Raw genomic sequence first — 16,445 nt, 5'->3', positions numbered from 1 at the left:
TATGATGATTCGTTCATCTCTAGAAAGGTGTTTGCCCTTAACGGTTTTCGTGTTACCATTGATATGCGTCATACGAATTCATTCCTTTATTGTCGGTGTGAGAACTACAATATTAACATGAATTCGTATGGCGTATTTTTTTATAGACAATTAATGTATCTTCCACCTTAGGTGGCTAACTTGATTGTATAACTTGCCGTTTATTCCTTTTGTAAATAAAATATAACTTAGGAGTAATTGTGAATGGATAATTCTATAGAGTACATGGATTTATTATCAAAAAACTATGCAGAGGCACTTGATTTATTACTTCAGAAATATGGTCCTGTACAAGATGACTATTTTAGGGAAGCTTCATATTATAGATTTATGAAGGGAGAGATAAAAAGCATTTCAAAAGGGAAATTTACTAGAACAAGCGAAGGTCTTTATTGCCATCATATAGATGAAATCAAATGGTTGAAAATATCGGATAAAGATTATGTAAAGAAGTTTAATATCCCTTTTGAGACTCAGAGAAAAGATAGATTAGTATATTGTGATTTGATAGAACATACTATTTTACATGTATTGATTACAAAAGAAACATCTTTTAAATATGGTTATCCTGGATATGGAGTTTATTTGAAGCCTATTATTGAAGAATGGTATCTTGATGAAGTTAAACCTAATCCAGAATGGATGAAAAAATGTTATATCAAATCATTTTTAACTCCTCAAAAAGCATTTGATTTATTGAGAGAAATGCAAAAAATATTAGAAGAAAACTATTTTAATACTTTAAATGATTACTATAATGAAAAAAGGAAAAAAGAAGAAGACAGAAAAAAATTGGAAGAACAAATAAAGCAAAGAAAAATAGACGATAGAAACAATTGGATAGAGAGAGCGAAGCAATTACACTATAAGAGTTCTCGAATGGATATAGTCATGGCTAGTTATAATGTGCTTATATATTATAAAAACATTATGACATTTCGGGGAAGTTCTGTGACATTTAAAGATTATGACAATAAAATGAAAGTATATCCGAAAGAGAAAATACTAGATGACCTTTTAATATATATAGAAAGTCTTCACGATGTTAATAACGGTGTTAAAATCCTCAATAATAACGTTTTTAAAATCCCCAAAATTAACGGATAATCTATATCAATTGATGTAGATTGGAAGTGATTTAAAGCTCAAAGCGCAAGATTTTATTAACGTACAATTTCAGCCTAAGCTTACCATTTTCTAATAATCGTACTATCTTCAGTTTAAACTCAGGATCGAACACTCTACTGGGTCTTGCCATAAAAAAGCGTCTATTTTTTGATTTAACAATAACCTCTCTCATAGGAGTTGTCCAATCAAGTGTAGACGATTCAACGCACTAGATAAAATGGATTACATTGAAAATTATGGATCAGGTATTAGGAGGATTTATTCGTTATATAAAGGTTTTACGAAACAACCCGAACTCATTGCAACACACAATCTATTTACCGTAATTCTATATAATAAGAATTATAAACTTAATCAAATACCTTCTAATGCAAAGTTGACAGAAATAGTTGATTATTTGTCTGATGGGAAACTGGCTAGCAGATTGGAAATTCAAGAAGCTATGGGACTGCAAAAAAGTTATACAGCTGAGTTGATTGCTGAATTGAAAAAAGCTGATATCATCACTTCAGAAGGAAAAGGGCCGGGTACAAAATACTATCTTAAAACGGACGATAACCCGGACGATAGATGGAAATGCCTTGATATAACTGGATTTGAATTACCGGACGATAACCGGACGATAAAAAATATATTTTTATATTTTATTTGTCAAAATAAGCTAGACAATCTCTCATCTTCAATGAAATGCATAGAAAACCAGGTCTTAAAGGCGCTCGTTGTTCACCACAGTTCTCAAAACGTTAATTGCCGAAGCTGTTGCGAATTTATTCGCTTACAGATTGGGTACGCAAATTGCGACAGCAATTTGTGTTCAATTGAAATGTTTACAGCACTTCTCGAAACCATTCGAGAGGTGCTTTTTTGTATGGTTTTGTCATGGTGTGTCCTTTTGAATGCCCTTATGAAATTCAGATATTAAATCTTCATTTAAGTCGATATTACATACAAATATGATTATAAAAACTAAGATATTCAGTCTTACTAGTAACTATATATTACTAGATTTCTTATTAAGCAATATAGCCTTTACCTTAAAGTTTCCTTAAATTAGTAACTTCTCTGTTCTATATTTCTCTTCACTTGTGTACATTGAATATAAGGGAATCTGAGTTTCTTAAATTTGTACGAAAATTTTTAATGAGGTATCAAAGAAAAGAGGGTTTATGAAAAGACTGACAGTTGTTGATAGTTTAAGAGGTTTTAGTTTGATGGGAATATTATTTGCTAATTTGCTCTTGTTCCAGTTCGGCCATTATGGTGCAAATTATCCAGAATTCTATGGGGTTGATGCAGTAAATAAGCTTTTGATTTATTGGGTTAAGATCTTCATAGAAGGCAGTTTTATGCCGATATTCGCTGTATTATTTGGTTTCGGTTTAATGAAGATGAGTGAGAGCCTGGAGAAGAAGGGGCGTCCTGTGAAGCGGGCAATCATTAGACGAGGATTAATTCTTTTCATTATGGGATTGCTTCATTCTGCTTATCTTTTCAGTGGGGACATTCTTTATCTATACGGCACTATTACGTTTATAGTGGTATGGATGCTGAAGTTTAAAGTTCGGTCACTGATGATTGTAGCTGCTCTAGTCATACCTTTAATTGTCGGCATTTTCTTAGTTAATCCAGATTTTATGATTGCGGCTGAACAAAGCTTTGCAACTGGAGGATTAACTGCAGAACAAAGTGAATATCTCGCAGCAGAGAAAAGTGTATTTTCAACTGGAACGCTACAAGAACGAAACGATTTCTTTATGGAAGAAGATCCATTCATGGCTTTTACCGATGAAGAATTCTTGCTGTTAGTACCAATTGCCATTCTTTTTAATATACCGCTCTTTTTAATCGGTATGATATTGGCGAAGAATCGCTTTTTTGAAACCGGTCTGACGTCCGTAAAGAAAAATTTTATTTATCTGACACCGATTTTTATTCTGTTTAAAGCATGCATGGTGATCTGGCCGGATAATGATATCTTAGGAACATTAGGCATCTTCAGTATGTATCTCCTGAGCTTCTCTTATATTTCATTATTTTATGCGCTCTATCAGAGATGGCAGGCACTCAAGCTGTTTGAAGCGATCGGCAGACTATCACTCACTAATTATATTGCCCAGTCTGTGTTTCATTCTTTTATCTACTATGGCTACGGTATGCAGCGTTTTGGTGATGACAATTTCTTATTATCACTGCTGATTGCTACTTTATTCTTTATCTTACAAGTGGCTCTAAGTAATTTTTACTTCAAGTATTTCAAGCAAGGACCACTTGAATATATCGCACGTGTTGTCACGTACTGGTCGTTTTCGCCGAATAAGAAAACCGATAATAAGTTAGTTTAAAGCTGAAAAATATATAGAAATGATTCATGAAAAATAGGCGGAGTAAATTGTGAATGTAGCGCTACTTATTATAGCGTTCGGCACACTGATGGGAATTATATTAGTAATAAGTAAAAGAACAAAGAAATGATAAAGCCGCTTTCAGTCAATCAAATGAGTGCATCACATTTCCTTTCTGGAGGTTTTGATATGAAACAGAACAAAAATATCCTGGCAATTGTCATCGTCGTTACGGTGCTGGCAGTGACCGCTTCATTGCTTATAGCTATACAGTCATTCTTCAACCTGAAAGAGATTGATCATCTGGTCAATCAAGCTGAGGATAATCATCTAGAATATGAACTCATCATAACCAATGACCTCACTAATGATTATGATTTTAAAGCCAAATAACGACTCATTTGGAGGTGTGTCATGAAGATTAATCGATTTGAGCATGTGACGGGGACTTTTATAGAAGAGATAGTGGGACAGCGTGAGTACGGCTATAGTCGTGATGAGATGATGGAGCTATACGAAGCGTATGATGCGATTAAAACTGGCCCTGTCCCCGGCAATACTCTGACATTCTATGAACGAGCAACAGGTAGAGTCTACATGCCGTTTAGTAAGAAGAAAAATATTCTTTATAGTAGTGTCATGTATCATGACGAATATTATTATTTTCTGCAATGTGACTTTAATCAACAAATGGTCTACCTCTATCAGTATGAACCGGGGCAGCAGCCTCAGTTAATGACTGAACTAAGTATGCATGAGATAGATATGTATAATCTCAGCCTCATGGGTGAGCACGTCCATATAACCAGTCAGGGTAGGACCTTCCAATGTTATTACCCTCGATCATTTTCATTAGAACTGGAGAACGCAGAGTCAGTCATCCATATTGAAGATGACAAAGTCTACATATCTCAATGGATTGAAGAGGGCTTAGAAGATATAGATAATTATCATTATTATGAGAAACTGATCATTAAGGATTTCATGGGTAATACATTAAGTGAAGAAGTCGGGAATTTATTTCAAGATGATCAAGGCGAGTGGTGGTTGAGCTAGAGAATATTGATTTGGTTAAATTTGAGATGAATCTCAATCACTCATCACTTTTCGAATTGATCAATTTTTAATGATAAAACTGTTGCTATATAATCTGTATATGTTACCATAGTAAAAACAAATAATTAAAACTTTACACAAGAACAGTAATAATATAATATCTTTTTAGCGAGCTATTGAGGGTGAGAGAATGGCAGGATATGTATTATGAAACGCATCTTGTGAGTAGCGTATTGAATCATAGTAGGTACGTTCGGTGGCAGCATCGTTAACAATGAGAGTGTATGTCTTTTGGGCATAAATATGAGTGGTACCGTGGATGTCAAGTTCACCTCTGTTATAGAGGTGGACTTTTTTTATTGATAAAGGGGGATTTTTGATGAAGCAATTATTCGCAAGTATACTATCCAAGCACATTGAGTTTTTAACGATAGATGAGATTTTGAATCTGATTGAACAGCCTAAACATTACGAGCAGGGGGATCTTTCATTTCCTTGTTTCACTTTAAGTAAGCATTTGCGAAAGAATCCTCGTGTCATTGCAGAAGAGCTGAAGGATAGTATAGAAAGTACAGAAATTAAATTTATTCAGGCAGTTAATGGGTATTTAAATGTCTTCTTCAATCCGCAAGACGTTGGATTAGATATTGTTAATGATATTTTATTGAAGAGAAGTTCGGTCGGTAATCAAGATATAGGTCAGCAACAAGTAGTGACTATGGATATTTCATCTCCTAATATTGCAAAACCATTTTCAATGGGTCATTTACGGTCGACTGTTATAGGTAACTCTATGGCACTTATAATGGAGAAACTAAATTATAAACCTATTAAAATCAATCACCTTGGAGATTGGGGCACACAGTTCGGCAAACTGATAGTCGCTTATCAAAAATGGGGCAGTGAAGAAGCGGTTACTCAAAATCCTATTCCTGAATTATTCAAACTCTATGTGAAATTTCATGATGAAGCTGAACATGATGAGACGCTCAATGAAGCAGGACGTCATGCTTTCTTGATGCTTGAACAGGGTGAAGAAAAATATATACAGCTATGGAAGTGGTTCCGAGAAGTCTCACTGCAGTCTTTTAACCAATTATATCAACGTCTGAATATCACTTTCGACTCATATAACGGTGAGGCTTTTTACAATGACAAAATGGATGATGTTGTAGAGCTGTTGAAGAAGAAAGAGTTATTAATAACAGACCATGGTGCAGAAGTAGTGCCGCTTCCTGGAATGCCGCCAGCACTTATTAAGAAAAATAATGGCTCCACACTTTATATGACAAGAGATCTGGCCACAGCGATTTATCGCAAAGAAAATTATAACTTCTCTTATTCTTATTATTTCGTGGGTAATGAGCAGTCTTTGCATTTCAAGCAATTGATGGAAGTGTTGAAGGTGATGGGCTATAACTGGGCAAAAAATATGGAACACATTACATTTGGTATGATTTTAAAAGATGGCAAGAAAATGTCGACTCGTAAAGGTAAAGTAATTTTTCTGGAAGATGTACTAAATGAAGCAGTCGTACTAGCAAAAAAGAATATCAAAGAAAAATCAACAAGTCTGGTCAATATTGATGAAGTCAGTGAACAAGTAGGTATTGGTGCTGTAATATTCAATGACTTGAAGCATGATCGTCAGAATGATATTGAATTTAATCTGGAGGAAATGTTGAAGCCAGAAGGAAATACTTGTCTTTACTTGCAATATACGAACGCAAGAATACATGCTATCATCCGCAAAGCAAACATAGAAACTGACAGATTAAAAGTGGAAAAGTTAGATGAAGAAGCATGGGATATTATCAAATCATTAGACACATTTGATGAAGTATTAGTATCTGCAATGGAGAAAAGATCATCCGCTGAACTTTCCAAATACTTATTACAACTGGCACGTCACTTTAATACTTATTATGCAAAAGTGAGAATAATAGATAACCAAGAGATGCTTGAGGATAGAATAGCGATTTTATTAGCGGTTTCAATTATCGTAGAAGAAGGATTGAGATTGCTAGGTATTCAAACGCCGCGTGAACTATAGGAAGATAGAGAATCTTATTTAAATTCTGAAAAGGAGAGATGTTATTGATTAAGTATCCCATATTGGAAGGTAATTTTACAATTGGCGTTACAGCTCCATCTTCTGGTTTAACTGAAACAATGTATGGATATATTCATGATATAAAAAAACGATTTTCTAACCATGAGATTAATATCGCGCCAACCACTTTGATGCAACATAAAGCTAAATCTACTGAGGCTGATGTCCGAGCATCTGAGTTGAATGCTTTTTTTAAAGATCATACTACTGATATCATTATTCCGCCTTTTGGAGGGGAGCTAGCTCTAGAAATTATTAATAAGATAGATTATAGACAATTAAGAACGAAGTGGTTACTTGGTTATTCTGATATCAGTACCATTCTTTTAGCGATTACTTTAAAGACTGGTATTGCAACTGCTCATGGTCCTAATCTTGTTGATCTGAGAGGAGTATATTCAGATTCGACAACTGATATGTGGACAAAAGTCTTAAAAACAAAAACGGGTGGAAAAGTCATTCAGTGTTCTTCAGAAAAATATCAAAGCAAATGGGATCACAACAATCCTACTGAGTGTGTATTTAATTTAGATTCACCGACTGAATGGAAGGTTGTCAATGAAGACGAAGTACAGATAGAAGGACGGTTGCTAGGTGGATGCACGGATGTTATTCACCACTTGATAGGAACTCCTTTTGGAGATGTAAATAAATTCAGAGAAACATTTATCAATAATGATGCTGTTATCTGGTACTTAGAGAATTGTGAGGCTAGTTCAACAGAGTTCAGAAGAACGTTGCTGCAGATGCAGTTAGCAGGTTGGTTTGATAATTGCAGTGGATTATTATTTGGTAGAACGAGAGTCGTTGATGATATAGAAGGCTATACAATTGATGATGTCTATAAAGATTTGGCTGAAGAATTAAAGATGCCTGTTATCTATGATATAGATTGTGGACATATGCCACCACAGATGACATTTATTAATGGTGCATACGCTATTGTAGAATGCAAAAATGGAAATGGGAAACTGACACAAAGATTTATATAACATTTCTTTAGAAAGGAAATCAGATATTATGATCTGGAATGGTGTATCTGCAATCGTCATTAAAAATTCTAAATTACTAATAGTGAAATCAAAAAGTGAGAATAAATGGTCTATACCTACAGGCGGGATTGAGGCAGGAGAAAGTAAAGAAGAAGCTCTAGTGAGAGAAGTCCACGAGGAGACAGGCTATAAAGTAAATATTATAAGACATGTAAAGCAGATGAAAAAGAAAGTGAAAGAATATGATGTAACAGTCGACTACTTTTACTGTAATATTATAGGTGGGCAGTTAGAAATAATTGATCCAGACAATGAGATTGCACAAGTTAAATGGATTGAGAAGGATGAATATAATAAATTAAATTGGCTCTATCCTGAAGACAAAGAAATGATTTTTAATTATCTATAATACTTATTGAAATGGGAAGTGATAAGTATGCAAGGATTTATTTTGAATGAAAAAGGTTATGTGACTTTTCCTTATGAAATTCTGAAACACATTGAACCCTACATAAAATCTCTGAAATGGAAAGTGAGATGTGTGGAACATAATAATCCTGATAATGAGTCTTTTCCGTTGAATGAGCCACATGATTATTTTCTGGATGGTGAACAATTGTTTTCGCTTCTGCAGCAGTATGCACATGTTCAATGGATATGGGGTGTATTATCAGGTTTTCCGCGTGAGCTTTCCTGGGAAGAAATAAAAGGAAACTCAAACTGCTATGATATTACGATGGACCAGCCTTATTTGAAAAATGGGTTATGTTATATTGAATCACAAACTGTTTTTGAATTAATAGCGCTGGATAGTTCGGAGACGTATGTCCTGATTGATGATGATGCTATTATCTCAAGTCTGTCCAGCCACTTTCCGCACGCTGAACGTCTAGAAAGCGAGTTTAAGAAGCGATGAATTTTTGAGAAGATATTTTTATGCTATAATGATCCAAAATAACGGTTTTATACAGGAGGTTGCCATGACGACTTTATCTATCCAGCAGGCTGTATTTCTGATCAGCACGTTGCGTCAGCAGTTGAACCGTGAGATGCAGAAGTTCCATTCTGAATACCGGACGCCGATTGCGGTGAACAGTAAGAGTATTGTTACGGCTGAGAAGTCGCAGAAAGTGTTTGATTCTCTGCAGAAGATGGACCAGTTGAAGCATGATATTGTGACGCTGAAGACAGCGATTCATCTGAAGAATTCAACCTCTGAAATTGAGGCAGGCGTGACGGCGTCTGATATGCTGGAGCAGCTGAAGCTTGAGCGTAAGATGATTGAGGAGCTGCAGAGCTATACGGCATTCGGCTATGGCCAGGAACGAATTAAGACGGTCGCTGGTGTCGGCGTAGTGGAGGAAGGGATTATTGAAGAGGATAGGGTGAATGCTTATATCGAGGAGCTGGAAGCGGCAGCAAACGCCAAGTCCATGAAGGTCGACCAATTCAACAGCACGATGATGATTGAAGTCGAACTGCTCACTTCATAATCTGTTTCTGGTAGAAAGACTACTTCTCAATAGATCATATTTTGTACGGACGTTAACGCCTTACGACTTACACTTTGTTACGCCTTATGGATACGAATCTAGGAGACGAAGTATGTGATTTTAATCTTTCGATGGGCAAATGCCAAAAACTTTGGGCACCTAGTTTTGCCTTTAGCGGTGTTCTTCACTGTTCATAATCAGCCGGTCCTTAGGGGCTGGCTTTTTTATTGGGCCTATCTTCTCAACCTTAAAGTTTCCTTAAATTTCTAGCTGACGGGTTACATCCTGGAATGATTTCATATACAGTGGGAGAAAAGGAGGTCATGTTGTGGAAGAGAATATAAGTCTGTCTGTGGCGCATTTAATGAAGACCATCGGCAAGCGGACCATCATCAATGATGTCAGCTTTGCGGTCAGAAAGGGCGAGGTGTTCGGCTTCTTAGGGCCGAATGGGGCCGGTAAAACGACGACAATCCGGATGATTGTCGGTCTGACGACACCGACAGCTGGAGATATTACTATATTAGGTCACTCCGTCACTACTGAACGGGCGGAGGCTATGGAACATGTGGGGGCCATTGTTGAGAATCCTGAGCTGTATCCGTTTCTGTCCGGGCTTGAAAATCTGAAGCAGTTCGCCCGTATGCAGAAAGGGGTCACCCGGGAGGATATTCAGCGTGTCATCAAGCTGGTCGGACTTGAAGAGAGCATCCATGACAAGGTGAAGAAGTATTCACTCGGGATGCGGCAGCGCCTCGGGCTTGCACAGGCGCTTCTGCACAAACCTTCTCTGCTTATTCTGGATGAACCGACGAATGGCCTTGATCCGCAGGGAATCAGAGAAATCCGCGATTATATCCGTAAGCTCGCGCGCGAGGAAGGTCTCTCTGTTATTGTCTCGAGTCACCTGCTCAGTGAGATGGAGATGATGTGTGACCGTATCGGCATTATTCAGCATGGTCAGATGCTCAGTATAGAGGGTGTGCACCAGGTCAGTACGGCTGAAGATGTTGTGCCGCATCGCTTCGACGTCTATCCGGTAGAAGCGGCAGCGCACTATTTTGCGTCACGCGGCATGGCGACTGTTCAGGAAAAGGGTCTTGTCGTCCAGGTCAGCCAGAAGGATGTGCCCGATATCATCAGAGGTCTCGTCCAGGCGGATATTGATGTCTACGGAGTGGTCATGGACAAGGAGACACTGGAAGAACGATTCCTGAAGATGACTGGAGGTGCCAACCATGTTTAATCTGATTAAAAATGAATGGATCAAGTATTTTATGCGTCCGGCGACGTGGGTGATGCTGACGCTTATCGTCCTGGTCTTTGCGCTTGGCATCATGCTGGAGCGCTTTACGACAGGTGAGACAGATAGAAATAAGACATACGGAGAGAACTGGCGGACAGAAGTGCAGGCGGACATCAAGGACTTGAACGCTCGAGTGGACAAGCTCAGCAAAAAGGATATGAATAATTTGTCATTCAAAGAGTCCATCACTTTGGCTGAAAGTCAGCAGGAGCTGTCACGACTGAGCTTCTACCTTAAGAAGGATGTACAGCCTCCAGCGATGCAGAATCTATATGCCTACTTGCTTGATACTTCACCGTTGATCAACTTGGTGGCATTGATGGTGATTGTGATAGCAGGAAGTGTGATGAGCCGTGAACATCAGCAGGGCACGATCAAGTTACTGATGATTCGGCCCGCTTCCCGCCTGACAATATTCTTCGCTAAATATCTGTTTGTGCTGCTGACCTCACTGATCTTTGTGGTCTTCACGTACGGCATCTCGATGCTCTTCGGCCTCGTGACACGAGCTCACAACCCGACGTCTAAGTTAGCTGTGACCGATGCCGAGACAGGCGACTTTAAGATGGTGGAATTCTGGCCGCTCCTGGCTAAAGTCATGGCCAATGATCTGGTGATGGTCATCGTCCTGGCGACGATAGCGTACGTATTATCCGTGTTGCTGCGTAATACAGCGGCAGCGCAGGGGATTTCACTCGGCCTGTTATTCCTGGGCTCGCTGATTGTCAATTTCATCGCCTCAAAAACAGAACTGGTCAAATATATCTGGCCGGCGAACTGGTCGCTGAATCGCTATATAACAGGATTACCGGCTGTCAAAGAGATGACGTATGGCTTTTCACTCAGCTACAATATCATCGCACTCGTTATAGTTGTTGCAATCGCTGCCTATGTCTTTAATAGACGGGATATCGCGAACTAAGTGTCTGAAAGCATGCAAAAAATAGATGAGGCACCTGTTTAAGCCTCATCTATTTTTGTCATTAAAGAACTGAAGAGGAGAGTCTGTTAAGATTTCAGTAGGAGGTGAAGCGATGGAACAGATTCATCATTATACGGAGCTGACAGAGCGTATGGCTGGAGAGAAATTTGTCCTGTACGTCATGTCTGAAGGGTGCAGCGTCTGTCATGCTGATCTGCCGAAGGTCGAAGAACAACTTGTTCGTTATGATATTCCGCACGCGAAGATTCTGGTCAATGACATGCCGGAAGCGGCGGGTCAGCTGTCTTTATTTACGGCGCCGTTTGTTATTTTATTTGCTGATGGCCGGGAATTTCACCGGCAGGCCCGCATCATTGATTTTAAGACGTTGGATTACCGGCTGAGTCAGCTGGCTGCACTGTAGCGGCATTACTGACAGATTCTCAGATTCTAAAAAAGACCTTCTCAAGCATGGAGCTGAGAAGGTCTTTGATATTAGGCATGTCTTGTTATCAGTCTGAGGCCAAATGCCAGTAAGAGGATGCCCATAACAACGATTCCAGTTGAACGGTTCTCCTCACCTGTATCAGGCAGCTGTGTAATGGTCGTCTGATCCTGTTGCGTCTGAACACTTTGCTGGTTTTCAGATGTCTGTTTAAAGATAGCAGCCACTTGCTCATTATATTCTACTTGAGATAATTGGCCCGAGTCTTTTTGAATGGTCAGCTGGTTCACCTTCTCGAGGTCTGCAGCCGGCAGTCCAGATGGATCAAAGCCGACATTCGCCCAGCCATCACCATCCGTATCGGTAGATGCAGGTAAAATCTCACCCGTCACAGTTTTAGCCCCTTCATCAGCGAATGCAGTCATAGTGATAGTCGGAAGTTGCAAAGTACCTATAGTCAAAGATGCGATAAGAAGCTTATTCAGTCTCATTATATTTCCCCTTTATTGTAAGATACCTCCATTATAATATAAAAAATGTCTTATAACTTGAATTTTATGTAAAGAAAGTAGATTTATTTTGATGAGGCTTTATTGAGCCGGATGTTTAAAAAAGAGTAATAAGCGGACCTGTTCATTACTGTAAAATCACTCAATATTTGATATGATATGTAAAAACAAAGGAAGCTGATCGGTAATATTGTTTTTTACCGGACATCGAGTACATGAAATAAGTGAATAAGACATCAGTGCTTATACAATATCTGTGGGGAGATTATGAGGGCTAAAAAAGAGATGAAAACCATGACTTATGGCGCTATGCCATTAAAATTAGAAACGAAGAAGGGACTATTTATTAATCAAGGTATAGAAGTTAAAGCTCTTCTGGATACCGAGACGGAAGAAGTGACTTTTAAGATTTCTGATGAAGATTTAGAACGAATTAAGGTGCAAAAGAAAGATAAGTAAGTCGTAAGGGGGATTCCAGGATGTCTTTGGCCATGATTTTCATCATTTTTGGAACGGTACTTGGCATTTTAATAGCAATGAAAAAAAGGAATGAGTAGAGACTTAAGATAGTGAAGATAAATAAAAGGGAACAGCACCACCCGCTGTTCCCTTTTAGATTAATTCTTCAATTTTTAGCCCGCTTCTTTTAACATTTCTTCTGATTTCTTTATACTAATGCTTCTATCTGCATTGCCATCAACCGACAGGATATCTTTGAGCTTTTCTATATCTACTTCTTTGTAGTCGACACTGATGATTTCATCAACTTGCGTATCTGTATATTTAACATCATACTTGTAGCCGTCTAGTTTCTTTTTATATTTCTGATTTGCAGCATCCATGGCTTGTTTAGCCTCTTCTTCAGTGTAACCCAGTTTTTTGAGATCCATGATATGATGTGTCTCCTGTTTTACTACTTTATCGCCTTCAGCCTAGTATGCCAGTTCACTTGTAGTGCCCATCCCGTCATCCTGAATAAAAAATTTTTTTGTCAGTTCACTCTTTTTTTCCTAAATAGTTACTTCTACAGATATTTCGTACTCTTCGCTTCAATACAACTTTCATTTTTCTGACTATCACTGCTTTTACTATCAGTATTCTCGTATGCACTTAAGAAAATGATTACCCATACAACTGTAAGATTTTTGAATCAGTTTTCATCTGAAATTATATTCCAAGAACGAGCTCGAAATACATGAGCTTAGTTTTATTTATTAACTTTATTTAAATTATTATTAATAATATTAAAAACAATATTGAAATTAAAATAAAAAGTCGTAAAATAAAAATTAGGAGGAATCATATGGATAGAAATGATATACCAGAATGGATGCTCGCATTAAGCATTGAAGATTTGGAATTTATGAAAAAATTTGTCCTGGCATCAGGATCATTAAAAAGTATCGCAAAAATTTACGATGTTTCGTATCCAACGGTTCGAGTCAGACTTAATAGCTTGATTCAGAAGATTGAAGTCGCTGATAAAGAAGAGAACTCAGAATTTATCAGTTACGTTAAATCACTTGCTATAGACGAAGTCATCACACTGGATGAAGCTAAAAAATTAATTAAATTATACAAAGCTGAAAGGGGAGAATAATGTGAATGACTTATGGGATATTTTGATCTATGTCATTATGTTTGGTGCACAGCATATTTTATCTTCAATGAGAAATAAATGGCTAGGACTTATAGTGCCGCTGGGTTATACAGCATTCGTAAGCTATCAAATTTATACGGGTGAAGAAAAAATAATTCCAGCCTTGTTGATTTCATTATTGATGTACGCATTTCTTGGCGGAATTTTCTACAAAGCGAGAAAAGAACTCTTCCAAAAGCAAAAATCTGAGCTTAACAAAATGAGAACAAAAGACTCTTTTTAACGTTGTAAAACAATGATTGTGATAGACTTTTCGTCTGAATATTTAATTCTGATGTTCAAGAAAAAATATTTATCTGATTATTCCGTCTATTGAAAACTTTAAAAATTGATGTTGACTTCATATTTTTTTGTTGTAACATAAAGTTATAAAAATTAAATAAATAATTTAACTCTTATCCAGAGAGGTGGAGGGATAGGCCCTACGAAACCTCGGCAGCAGATTCTTTTTGAACACTGTGCCAATTCCTGCAACGAAAGTTGTAAAGATAAGACAAGACTCGGTATATATTCCTGTGGACTTGTTCTTGTCCATGGGATTTTTTTGTGGAGTTAAATGCAGAAGGAGGGTTTATCGTTGGTCATTGTTCGTAAGATCGCCAGTATCATTATCACAATGTGGCTGATTATCACAGTAACATTTATCATCATGCATTCCATTCCTGGCGATCCGTTCTCAAATGATTCCAAAGCATTATCAGAAGAACAGCTGAACCATATGAAGGCGAAGTTTCATCTGGATCAACCGGTTTTGAATCAGTATTTTATTTACCTTAAGAATATTGCGATGTTTGATCTCGGACCTTCTATTCAGTCAGAAAGCCGGGATGTTAATACTATTATTGGTGAAGGGATTGGCGCGTCCGCGCTTCTCGGTATTCAGTCTATTGTCATTGCACTGATTGGTGGCATCATTCTAGGGACTATCGCAGCGATTTATAAGCACCGCTTTCTGGATTTTCTGGCATTATTCATTGCGATTATTGGTATCTCGGTTCCAAGTTTTATTCTCGCACCACTGCTGATTAAGTATTTCGGCGTAGAATGGCAGATTCTTCCTATTGCCAACTTTGATACATGGTGGCACTCAATCTTACCGAGTATCGCGCTTGCTGTAGGTCCGCTTGCGATTATCACCCGTTATGTTCGGAGTAATATGATTGAAGTGCTGAACTCCAACTATATTCGCACGGCGAAAGCAAAAGGTTTACCGATGATTTACATACTCACGCAGCACGTACTGCGTAATACATTACTGCCTGTTATTACATTTCTCGGTCCGTTATTTGCTTCAGTCGTGACCGGCACGTTTGTCATCGAAAAGGTCTTCTCCATTCCAGGTATCGGCAAATATTTTGTGGAGAGTATTTTCAACCGGGACTATCCAGTCATCATGGGAACGACGATTTTCTACAGTTTTATATTATTATTGACGTTGCTGCTCGTTGATATCTGTTACCGTCTGATTGACCCAAGAATTTCTTTAAGGAGTGGTGAGAGATTTGAATAGTTACACAGATACTTCGTTCGAGAAATTAACACCAAGAGATGATGGACAGGACGTTATTTTAAAGCGCGCTTCTACCCGGAAACAGCTGCTTCTTTCTTTTTTTAATCATAAGATGGCTATTTTAGGTATATTTGTACTATTTTGTATTTTAGTAATGGCTATTATAGGGCCGATGATCTCGGGTTATGAAGGAAGCAAACAGTCTCTGATTGAAGCGAATCTCGCACCTGACAGTAAATACTGGTTTGGTACAGATGACTTAGGACGAGATGTCTTCACGCGTATCTGGCTGGGGGCCCGTATCTCTTTATCCATCGGGATTATTGCAGCACTGATTGATATCGTTGTCGGCATCGTCGTCGGAGCGATTTCAGGTTATGCAGCAGGTCGTGGCAAATGGGGAGATAGAATCGATGGTTTTCTGATGAGGGTTGTTGAGATTTTATACGGTGTGCCTTATCTGCTTGTGGTGATTCTGTTACTTGTCCTGATGAAACCGGGGCTAGTCACTATGATTATTGCACTGAGTCTGACAGGCTGGGTCAGCATGGCACGAATTGTAAGAGGACAGGTGCTGCAGGTTAAGCAGCAGCAGTTCGTCACGGCAGCTGAACTTCTCGGTACGAGTCATGCAAGTATACTGCTGAAGCACATCATTCCGAATATTATGGCGGTCATTATTGTCAACCTGACCTTCACCATTCCATCTGCTATCTTCGCTGAATCTTTTCTCAGCTTCCTCGGACTTGGTGTGCAGGCACCTGCTGCCAGCTGGGGGACGATGGCGAATGACGCGCTCGGTGTGATCTTAAGTGGTGAATGGTGGCGCTTATTATTTCCATCTCTACTGATTGCACTGACCATGTTTTCTTTCAATGCGATAGGTGACGGTTTACAGGACACACTTCAAGTTGAAGTAGACTAGGAGGA

Annotated in this window: 19 protein-coding genes, 1 pseudogene, 1 riboswitch and 1 other annotated feature; of the genes and pseudogenes, 18 read left to right on the top strand and 2 right to left on the bottom strand. The window is 38.3% G+C overall.

Translation table 11 applies throughout. From position 1 onward, the window contains the following. The first annotated feature begins 243 nt into the window (after nucleotides 1-243). The 13 genes from ERX55_RS11490 (at nucleotide 244) to ERX55_RS09360 (ending at nucleotide 11,815) form a co-directional block, all read left to right on the top strand. On the top strand, nucleotides 244-1,146 hold the full coding sequence (locus tag ERX55_RS11490; protein ID WP_208001526.1) for an SAV1803-related protein: 903 nt from the start codon (nucleotides 244-246) through the stop codon (nucleotides 1,144-1,146). Nucleotides 1,147-1,384: 238 nt separating this feature from the next. Beyond that, on the top strand, nucleotides 1,385-2,089 hold the full coding sequence (locus tag ERX55_RS09415) for a putative DNA binding domain-containing protein (protein WP_133452322.1): 705 nt from the start codon (nucleotides 1,385-1,387) through the stop codon (nucleotides 2,087-2,089). A 244-nt stretch (nucleotides 2,090-2,333) separates the two neighbouring features. After that, nucleotides 2,334-3,509, top strand: a complete 1,176-nt coding sequence (locus tag ERX55_RS09410) for a DUF418 domain-containing protein (RefSeq protein ID WP_133452321.1) — start codon at nucleotides 2,334-2,336, stop codon at nucleotides 3,507-3,509. Between the two features lie 189 nt (nucleotides 3,510-3,698). Further along, on the top strand, nucleotides 3,699-3,902 hold the full coding sequence (locus ERX55_RS09405) for a hypothetical protein (protein WP_133452320.1): 204 nt from the start codon (nucleotides 3,699-3,701) through the stop codon (nucleotides 3,900-3,902). Between the two features lie 21 nt (nucleotides 3,903-3,923). After that, the gene (locus ERX55_RS09400) at nucleotides 3,924-4,565 is read left to right on the top strand and encodes a hypothetical protein (protein WP_133452319.1); all 642 of its coding nucleotides are present in this window, start codon (nucleotides 3,924-3,926) and stop codon (nucleotides 4,563-4,565) included. Between the two features lie 124 nt (nucleotides 4,566-4,689). After that, nucleotides 4,690-4,904, top strand: a binding site (T-box leader). 40 nt (nucleotides 4,905-4,944) lie between these two features. After that, a complete protein-coding gene (gene argS / locus ERX55_RS09395; protein WP_133452318.1) occupies nucleotides 4,945-6,618 on the top strand; it encodes an arginine--tRNA ligase in 1,674 nt (557 codons plus the stop codon). A 38-nt stretch (nucleotides 6,619-6,656) separates the two neighbouring features. Next, the gene (locus ERX55_RS09390; protein ID WP_341777468.1) at nucleotides 6,657-7,670 is read left to right on the top strand and encodes a S66 family peptidase; all 1,014 of its coding nucleotides are present in this window, start codon (nucleotides 6,657-6,659) and stop codon (nucleotides 7,668-7,670) included. 28 nt (nucleotides 7,671-7,698) lie between these two features. Further along, complete coding sequence (locus ERX55_RS09385; RefSeq protein ID WP_133452316.1) at nucleotides 7,699-8,079, top strand: NUDIX hydrolase; 381 nt, start codon at nucleotides 7,699-7,701, stop codon at nucleotides 8,077-8,079. Nucleotides 8,080-8,247: 168 nt separating this feature from the next. Next, complete coding sequence (locus ERX55_RS09380) at nucleotides 8,248-8,586, top strand: hypothetical protein (RefSeq protein ID WP_165983769.1); 339 nt, start codon at nucleotides 8,248-8,250, stop codon at nucleotides 8,584-8,586. 64 nt (nucleotides 8,587-8,650) lie between these two features. Beyond that, nucleotides 8,651-9,163: a hypothetical protein gene (locus ERX55_RS09375; RefSeq protein WP_133452314.1), complete on the top strand. Its 513-nt coding sequence runs from the start codon at nucleotides 8,651-8,653 to the stop codon at nucleotides 9,161-9,163. 364 nt (nucleotides 9,164-9,527) lie between these two features. Further along, complete coding sequence (locus ERX55_RS09370; RefSeq protein ID WP_133452325.1) at nucleotides 9,528-10,409, top strand: ABC transporter ATP-binding protein; 882 nt, start codon at nucleotides 9,528-9,530, stop codon at nucleotides 10,407-10,409. After that, nucleotides 10,402-11,391 carry an ABC transporter permease gene (locus ERX55_RS09365; RefSeq protein WP_133452313.1) on the top strand — a complete coding sequence of 330 codons (990 nt, stop codon included), beginning with the start codon at nucleotides 10,402-10,404 and terminating at the stop codon, nucleotides 11,389-11,391. The genes ERX55_RS09370 and ERX55_RS09365 overlap by 8 nt, the downstream gene beginning before the upstream one ends. Before the next feature lie 112 nt (nucleotides 11,392-11,503). Beyond that, a complete protein-coding gene (locus tag ERX55_RS09360) occupies nucleotides 11,504-11,815 on the top strand; it encodes a thioredoxin family protein (RefSeq protein ID WP_133452312.1) in 312 nt (103 codons plus the stop codon). Nucleotides 11,816-11,886: 71 nt separating this feature from the next. Here ERX55_RS09360 and ERX55_RS09355 read toward each other — a convergent pair whose 3' ends face one another. Continuing rightward, nucleotides 11,887-12,327 carry an LPXTG cell wall anchor domain-containing protein gene (locus ERX55_RS09355; protein ID WP_165983768.1) on the bottom strand — a complete coding sequence of 147 codons (441 nt, stop codon included), beginning with the start codon at nucleotides 12,325-12,327 and terminating at the stop codon, nucleotides 11,887-11,889. Between the two features lie 285 nt (nucleotides 12,328-12,612). Here ERX55_RS09355 and ERX55_RS09350 point away from each other — a divergent pair, with 285 nt between their 5' ends. After that, nucleotides 12,613-12,804 carry a hypothetical protein gene (locus tag ERX55_RS09350; protein ID WP_133452310.1) on the top strand — a complete coding sequence of 64 codons (192 nt, stop codon included), beginning with the start codon at nucleotides 12,613-12,615 and terminating at the stop codon, nucleotides 12,802-12,804. Between the two features lie 173 nt (nucleotides 12,805-12,977). Here the strand turns inward: ERX55_RS09350 and ERX55_RS09345 are convergent. Continuing rightward, a pseudogene (locus tag ERX55_RS09345) lies at nucleotides 12,978-13,262 on the bottom strand (DUF1307 domain-containing protein); the annotation flags it as partial. Nucleotides 13,263-13,648: 386 nt separating this feature from the next. Here ERX55_RS09345 and ERX55_RS09340 point away from each other — a divergent pair. From ERX55_RS09340 to ERX55_RS09325, 4 genes are all read left to right on the top strand, one after another. After that, the gene (locus ERX55_RS09340; RefSeq protein WP_133452308.1) at nucleotides 13,649-13,945 is read left to right on the top strand and encodes a DUF2089 family protein; all 297 of its coding nucleotides are present in this window, start codon (nucleotides 13,649-13,651) and stop codon (nucleotides 13,943-13,945) included. A 1-nt stretch (nucleotide 13,946) separates the two neighbouring features. Continuing rightward, a complete protein-coding gene (locus tag ERX55_RS09335) occupies nucleotides 13,947-14,228 on the top strand; it encodes a hypothetical protein (RefSeq protein WP_133452307.1) in 282 nt (93 codons plus the stop codon). Between the two features lie 169 nt (nucleotides 14,229-14,397). Next, nucleotides 14,398-14,500: riboswitch (SAM riboswitch) on the top strand. An 82-nt stretch (nucleotides 14,501-14,582) separates the two neighbouring features. Continuing rightward, a complete protein-coding gene (locus ERX55_RS09330; protein ID WP_133452306.1) occupies nucleotides 14,583-15,515 on the top strand; it encodes an ABC transporter permease in 933 nt (310 codons plus the stop codon). Then, a complete protein-coding gene (locus ERX55_RS09325; RefSeq protein ID WP_243721492.1) occupies nucleotides 15,508-16,440 on the top strand; it encodes an ABC transporter permease in 933 nt (310 codons plus the stop codon). Before ERX55_RS09330 ends, ERX55_RS09325 begins: the two co-directional genes overlap by 8 nt. The last annotated feature ends 5 nt before the right edge of the window (nucleotides 16,441-16,445 follow it).

The organism is Macrococcus bovicus (genome assembly GCF_004359575.1).
In the GTDB taxonomy this organism is placed as follows: domain Bacteria; phylum Bacillota; class Bacilli; order Staphylococcales; family Staphylococcaceae; genus Macrococcus; species Macrococcus bovicus.
This window is presented reverse-complemented; position numbering and strand designations above follow the sequence as displayed.

Bases quoted from the DNA above. Each gene is read 5' to 3' on its own strand.
- ERX55_RS09415 (WP_133452322.1), top strand. From the start codon at position 1,385: ATGGATTACATTGAAAATTATGGATCAGGTATTAGGAGGATTTATTCG.
- ERX55_RS09370 (WP_133452325.1), top strand. From the start codon at position 9,528: ATGAAGACCATCGGCAAGCGGACCATCATCAATGATGTCAGCTTTGCG.
- ERX55_RS11490 (WP_208001526.1), top strand. From the start codon at position 244: ATGGATAATTCTATAGAGTACATGGATTTATTATCAAAAAACTATGCA.
- argS (WP_133452318.1), top strand. From the start codon at position 4,945: ATGAAGCAATTATTCGCAAGTATACTATCCAAGCACATTGAGTTTTTA.
- ERX55_RS09365 (WP_133452313.1), top strand. From the start codon at position 10,402: ATGTTTAATCTGATTAAAAATGAATGGATCAAGTATTTTATGCGTCCG.
- ERX55_RS09350 (WP_133452310.1), top strand. From the start codon at position 12,613: ATGAGGGCTAAAAAAGAGATGAAAACCATGACTTATGGCGCTATGCCA.
- ERX55_RS09375 (WP_133452314.1), top strand. From the start codon at position 8,651: ATGACGACTTTATCTATCCAGCAGGCTGTATTTCTGATCAGCACGTTG.
- ERX55_RS09390 (WP_341777468.1), top strand. From the start codon at position 6,657: ATGTTATTGATTAAGTATCCCATATTGGAAGGTAATTTTACAATTGGC.
- ERX55_RS09400 (WP_133452319.1), top strand. From the start codon at position 3,924: ATGAAGATTAATCGATTTGAGCATGTGACGGGGACTTTTATAGAAGAG.
- ERX55_RS09405 (WP_133452320.1), top strand. From the start codon at position 3,699: ATGAAACAGAACAAAAATATCCTGGCAATTGTCATCGTCGTTACGGTG.
- ERX55_RS09360 (WP_133452312.1), top strand. From the start codon at position 11,504: ATGGAACAGATTCATCATTATACGGAGCTGACAGAGCGTATGGCTGGA.
- ERX55_RS09340 (WP_133452308.1), top strand. From the start codon at position 13,649: ATGGATAGAAATGATATACCAGAATGGATGCTCGCATTAAGCATTGAA.
- ERX55_RS09385 (WP_133452316.1), top strand. From the start codon at position 7,699: ATGATCTGGAATGGTGTATCTGCAATCGTCATTAAAAATTCTAAATTA.
- ERX55_RS09355 (WP_165983768.1), bottom strand. From the start codon at position 12,327: ATGAGACTGAATAAGCTTCTTATCGCATCTTTGACTATAGGTACTTTG.
- ERX55_RS09410 (WP_133452321.1), top strand. From the start codon at position 2,334: ATGAAAAGACTGACAGTTGTTGATAGTTTAAGAGGTTTTAGTTTGATG.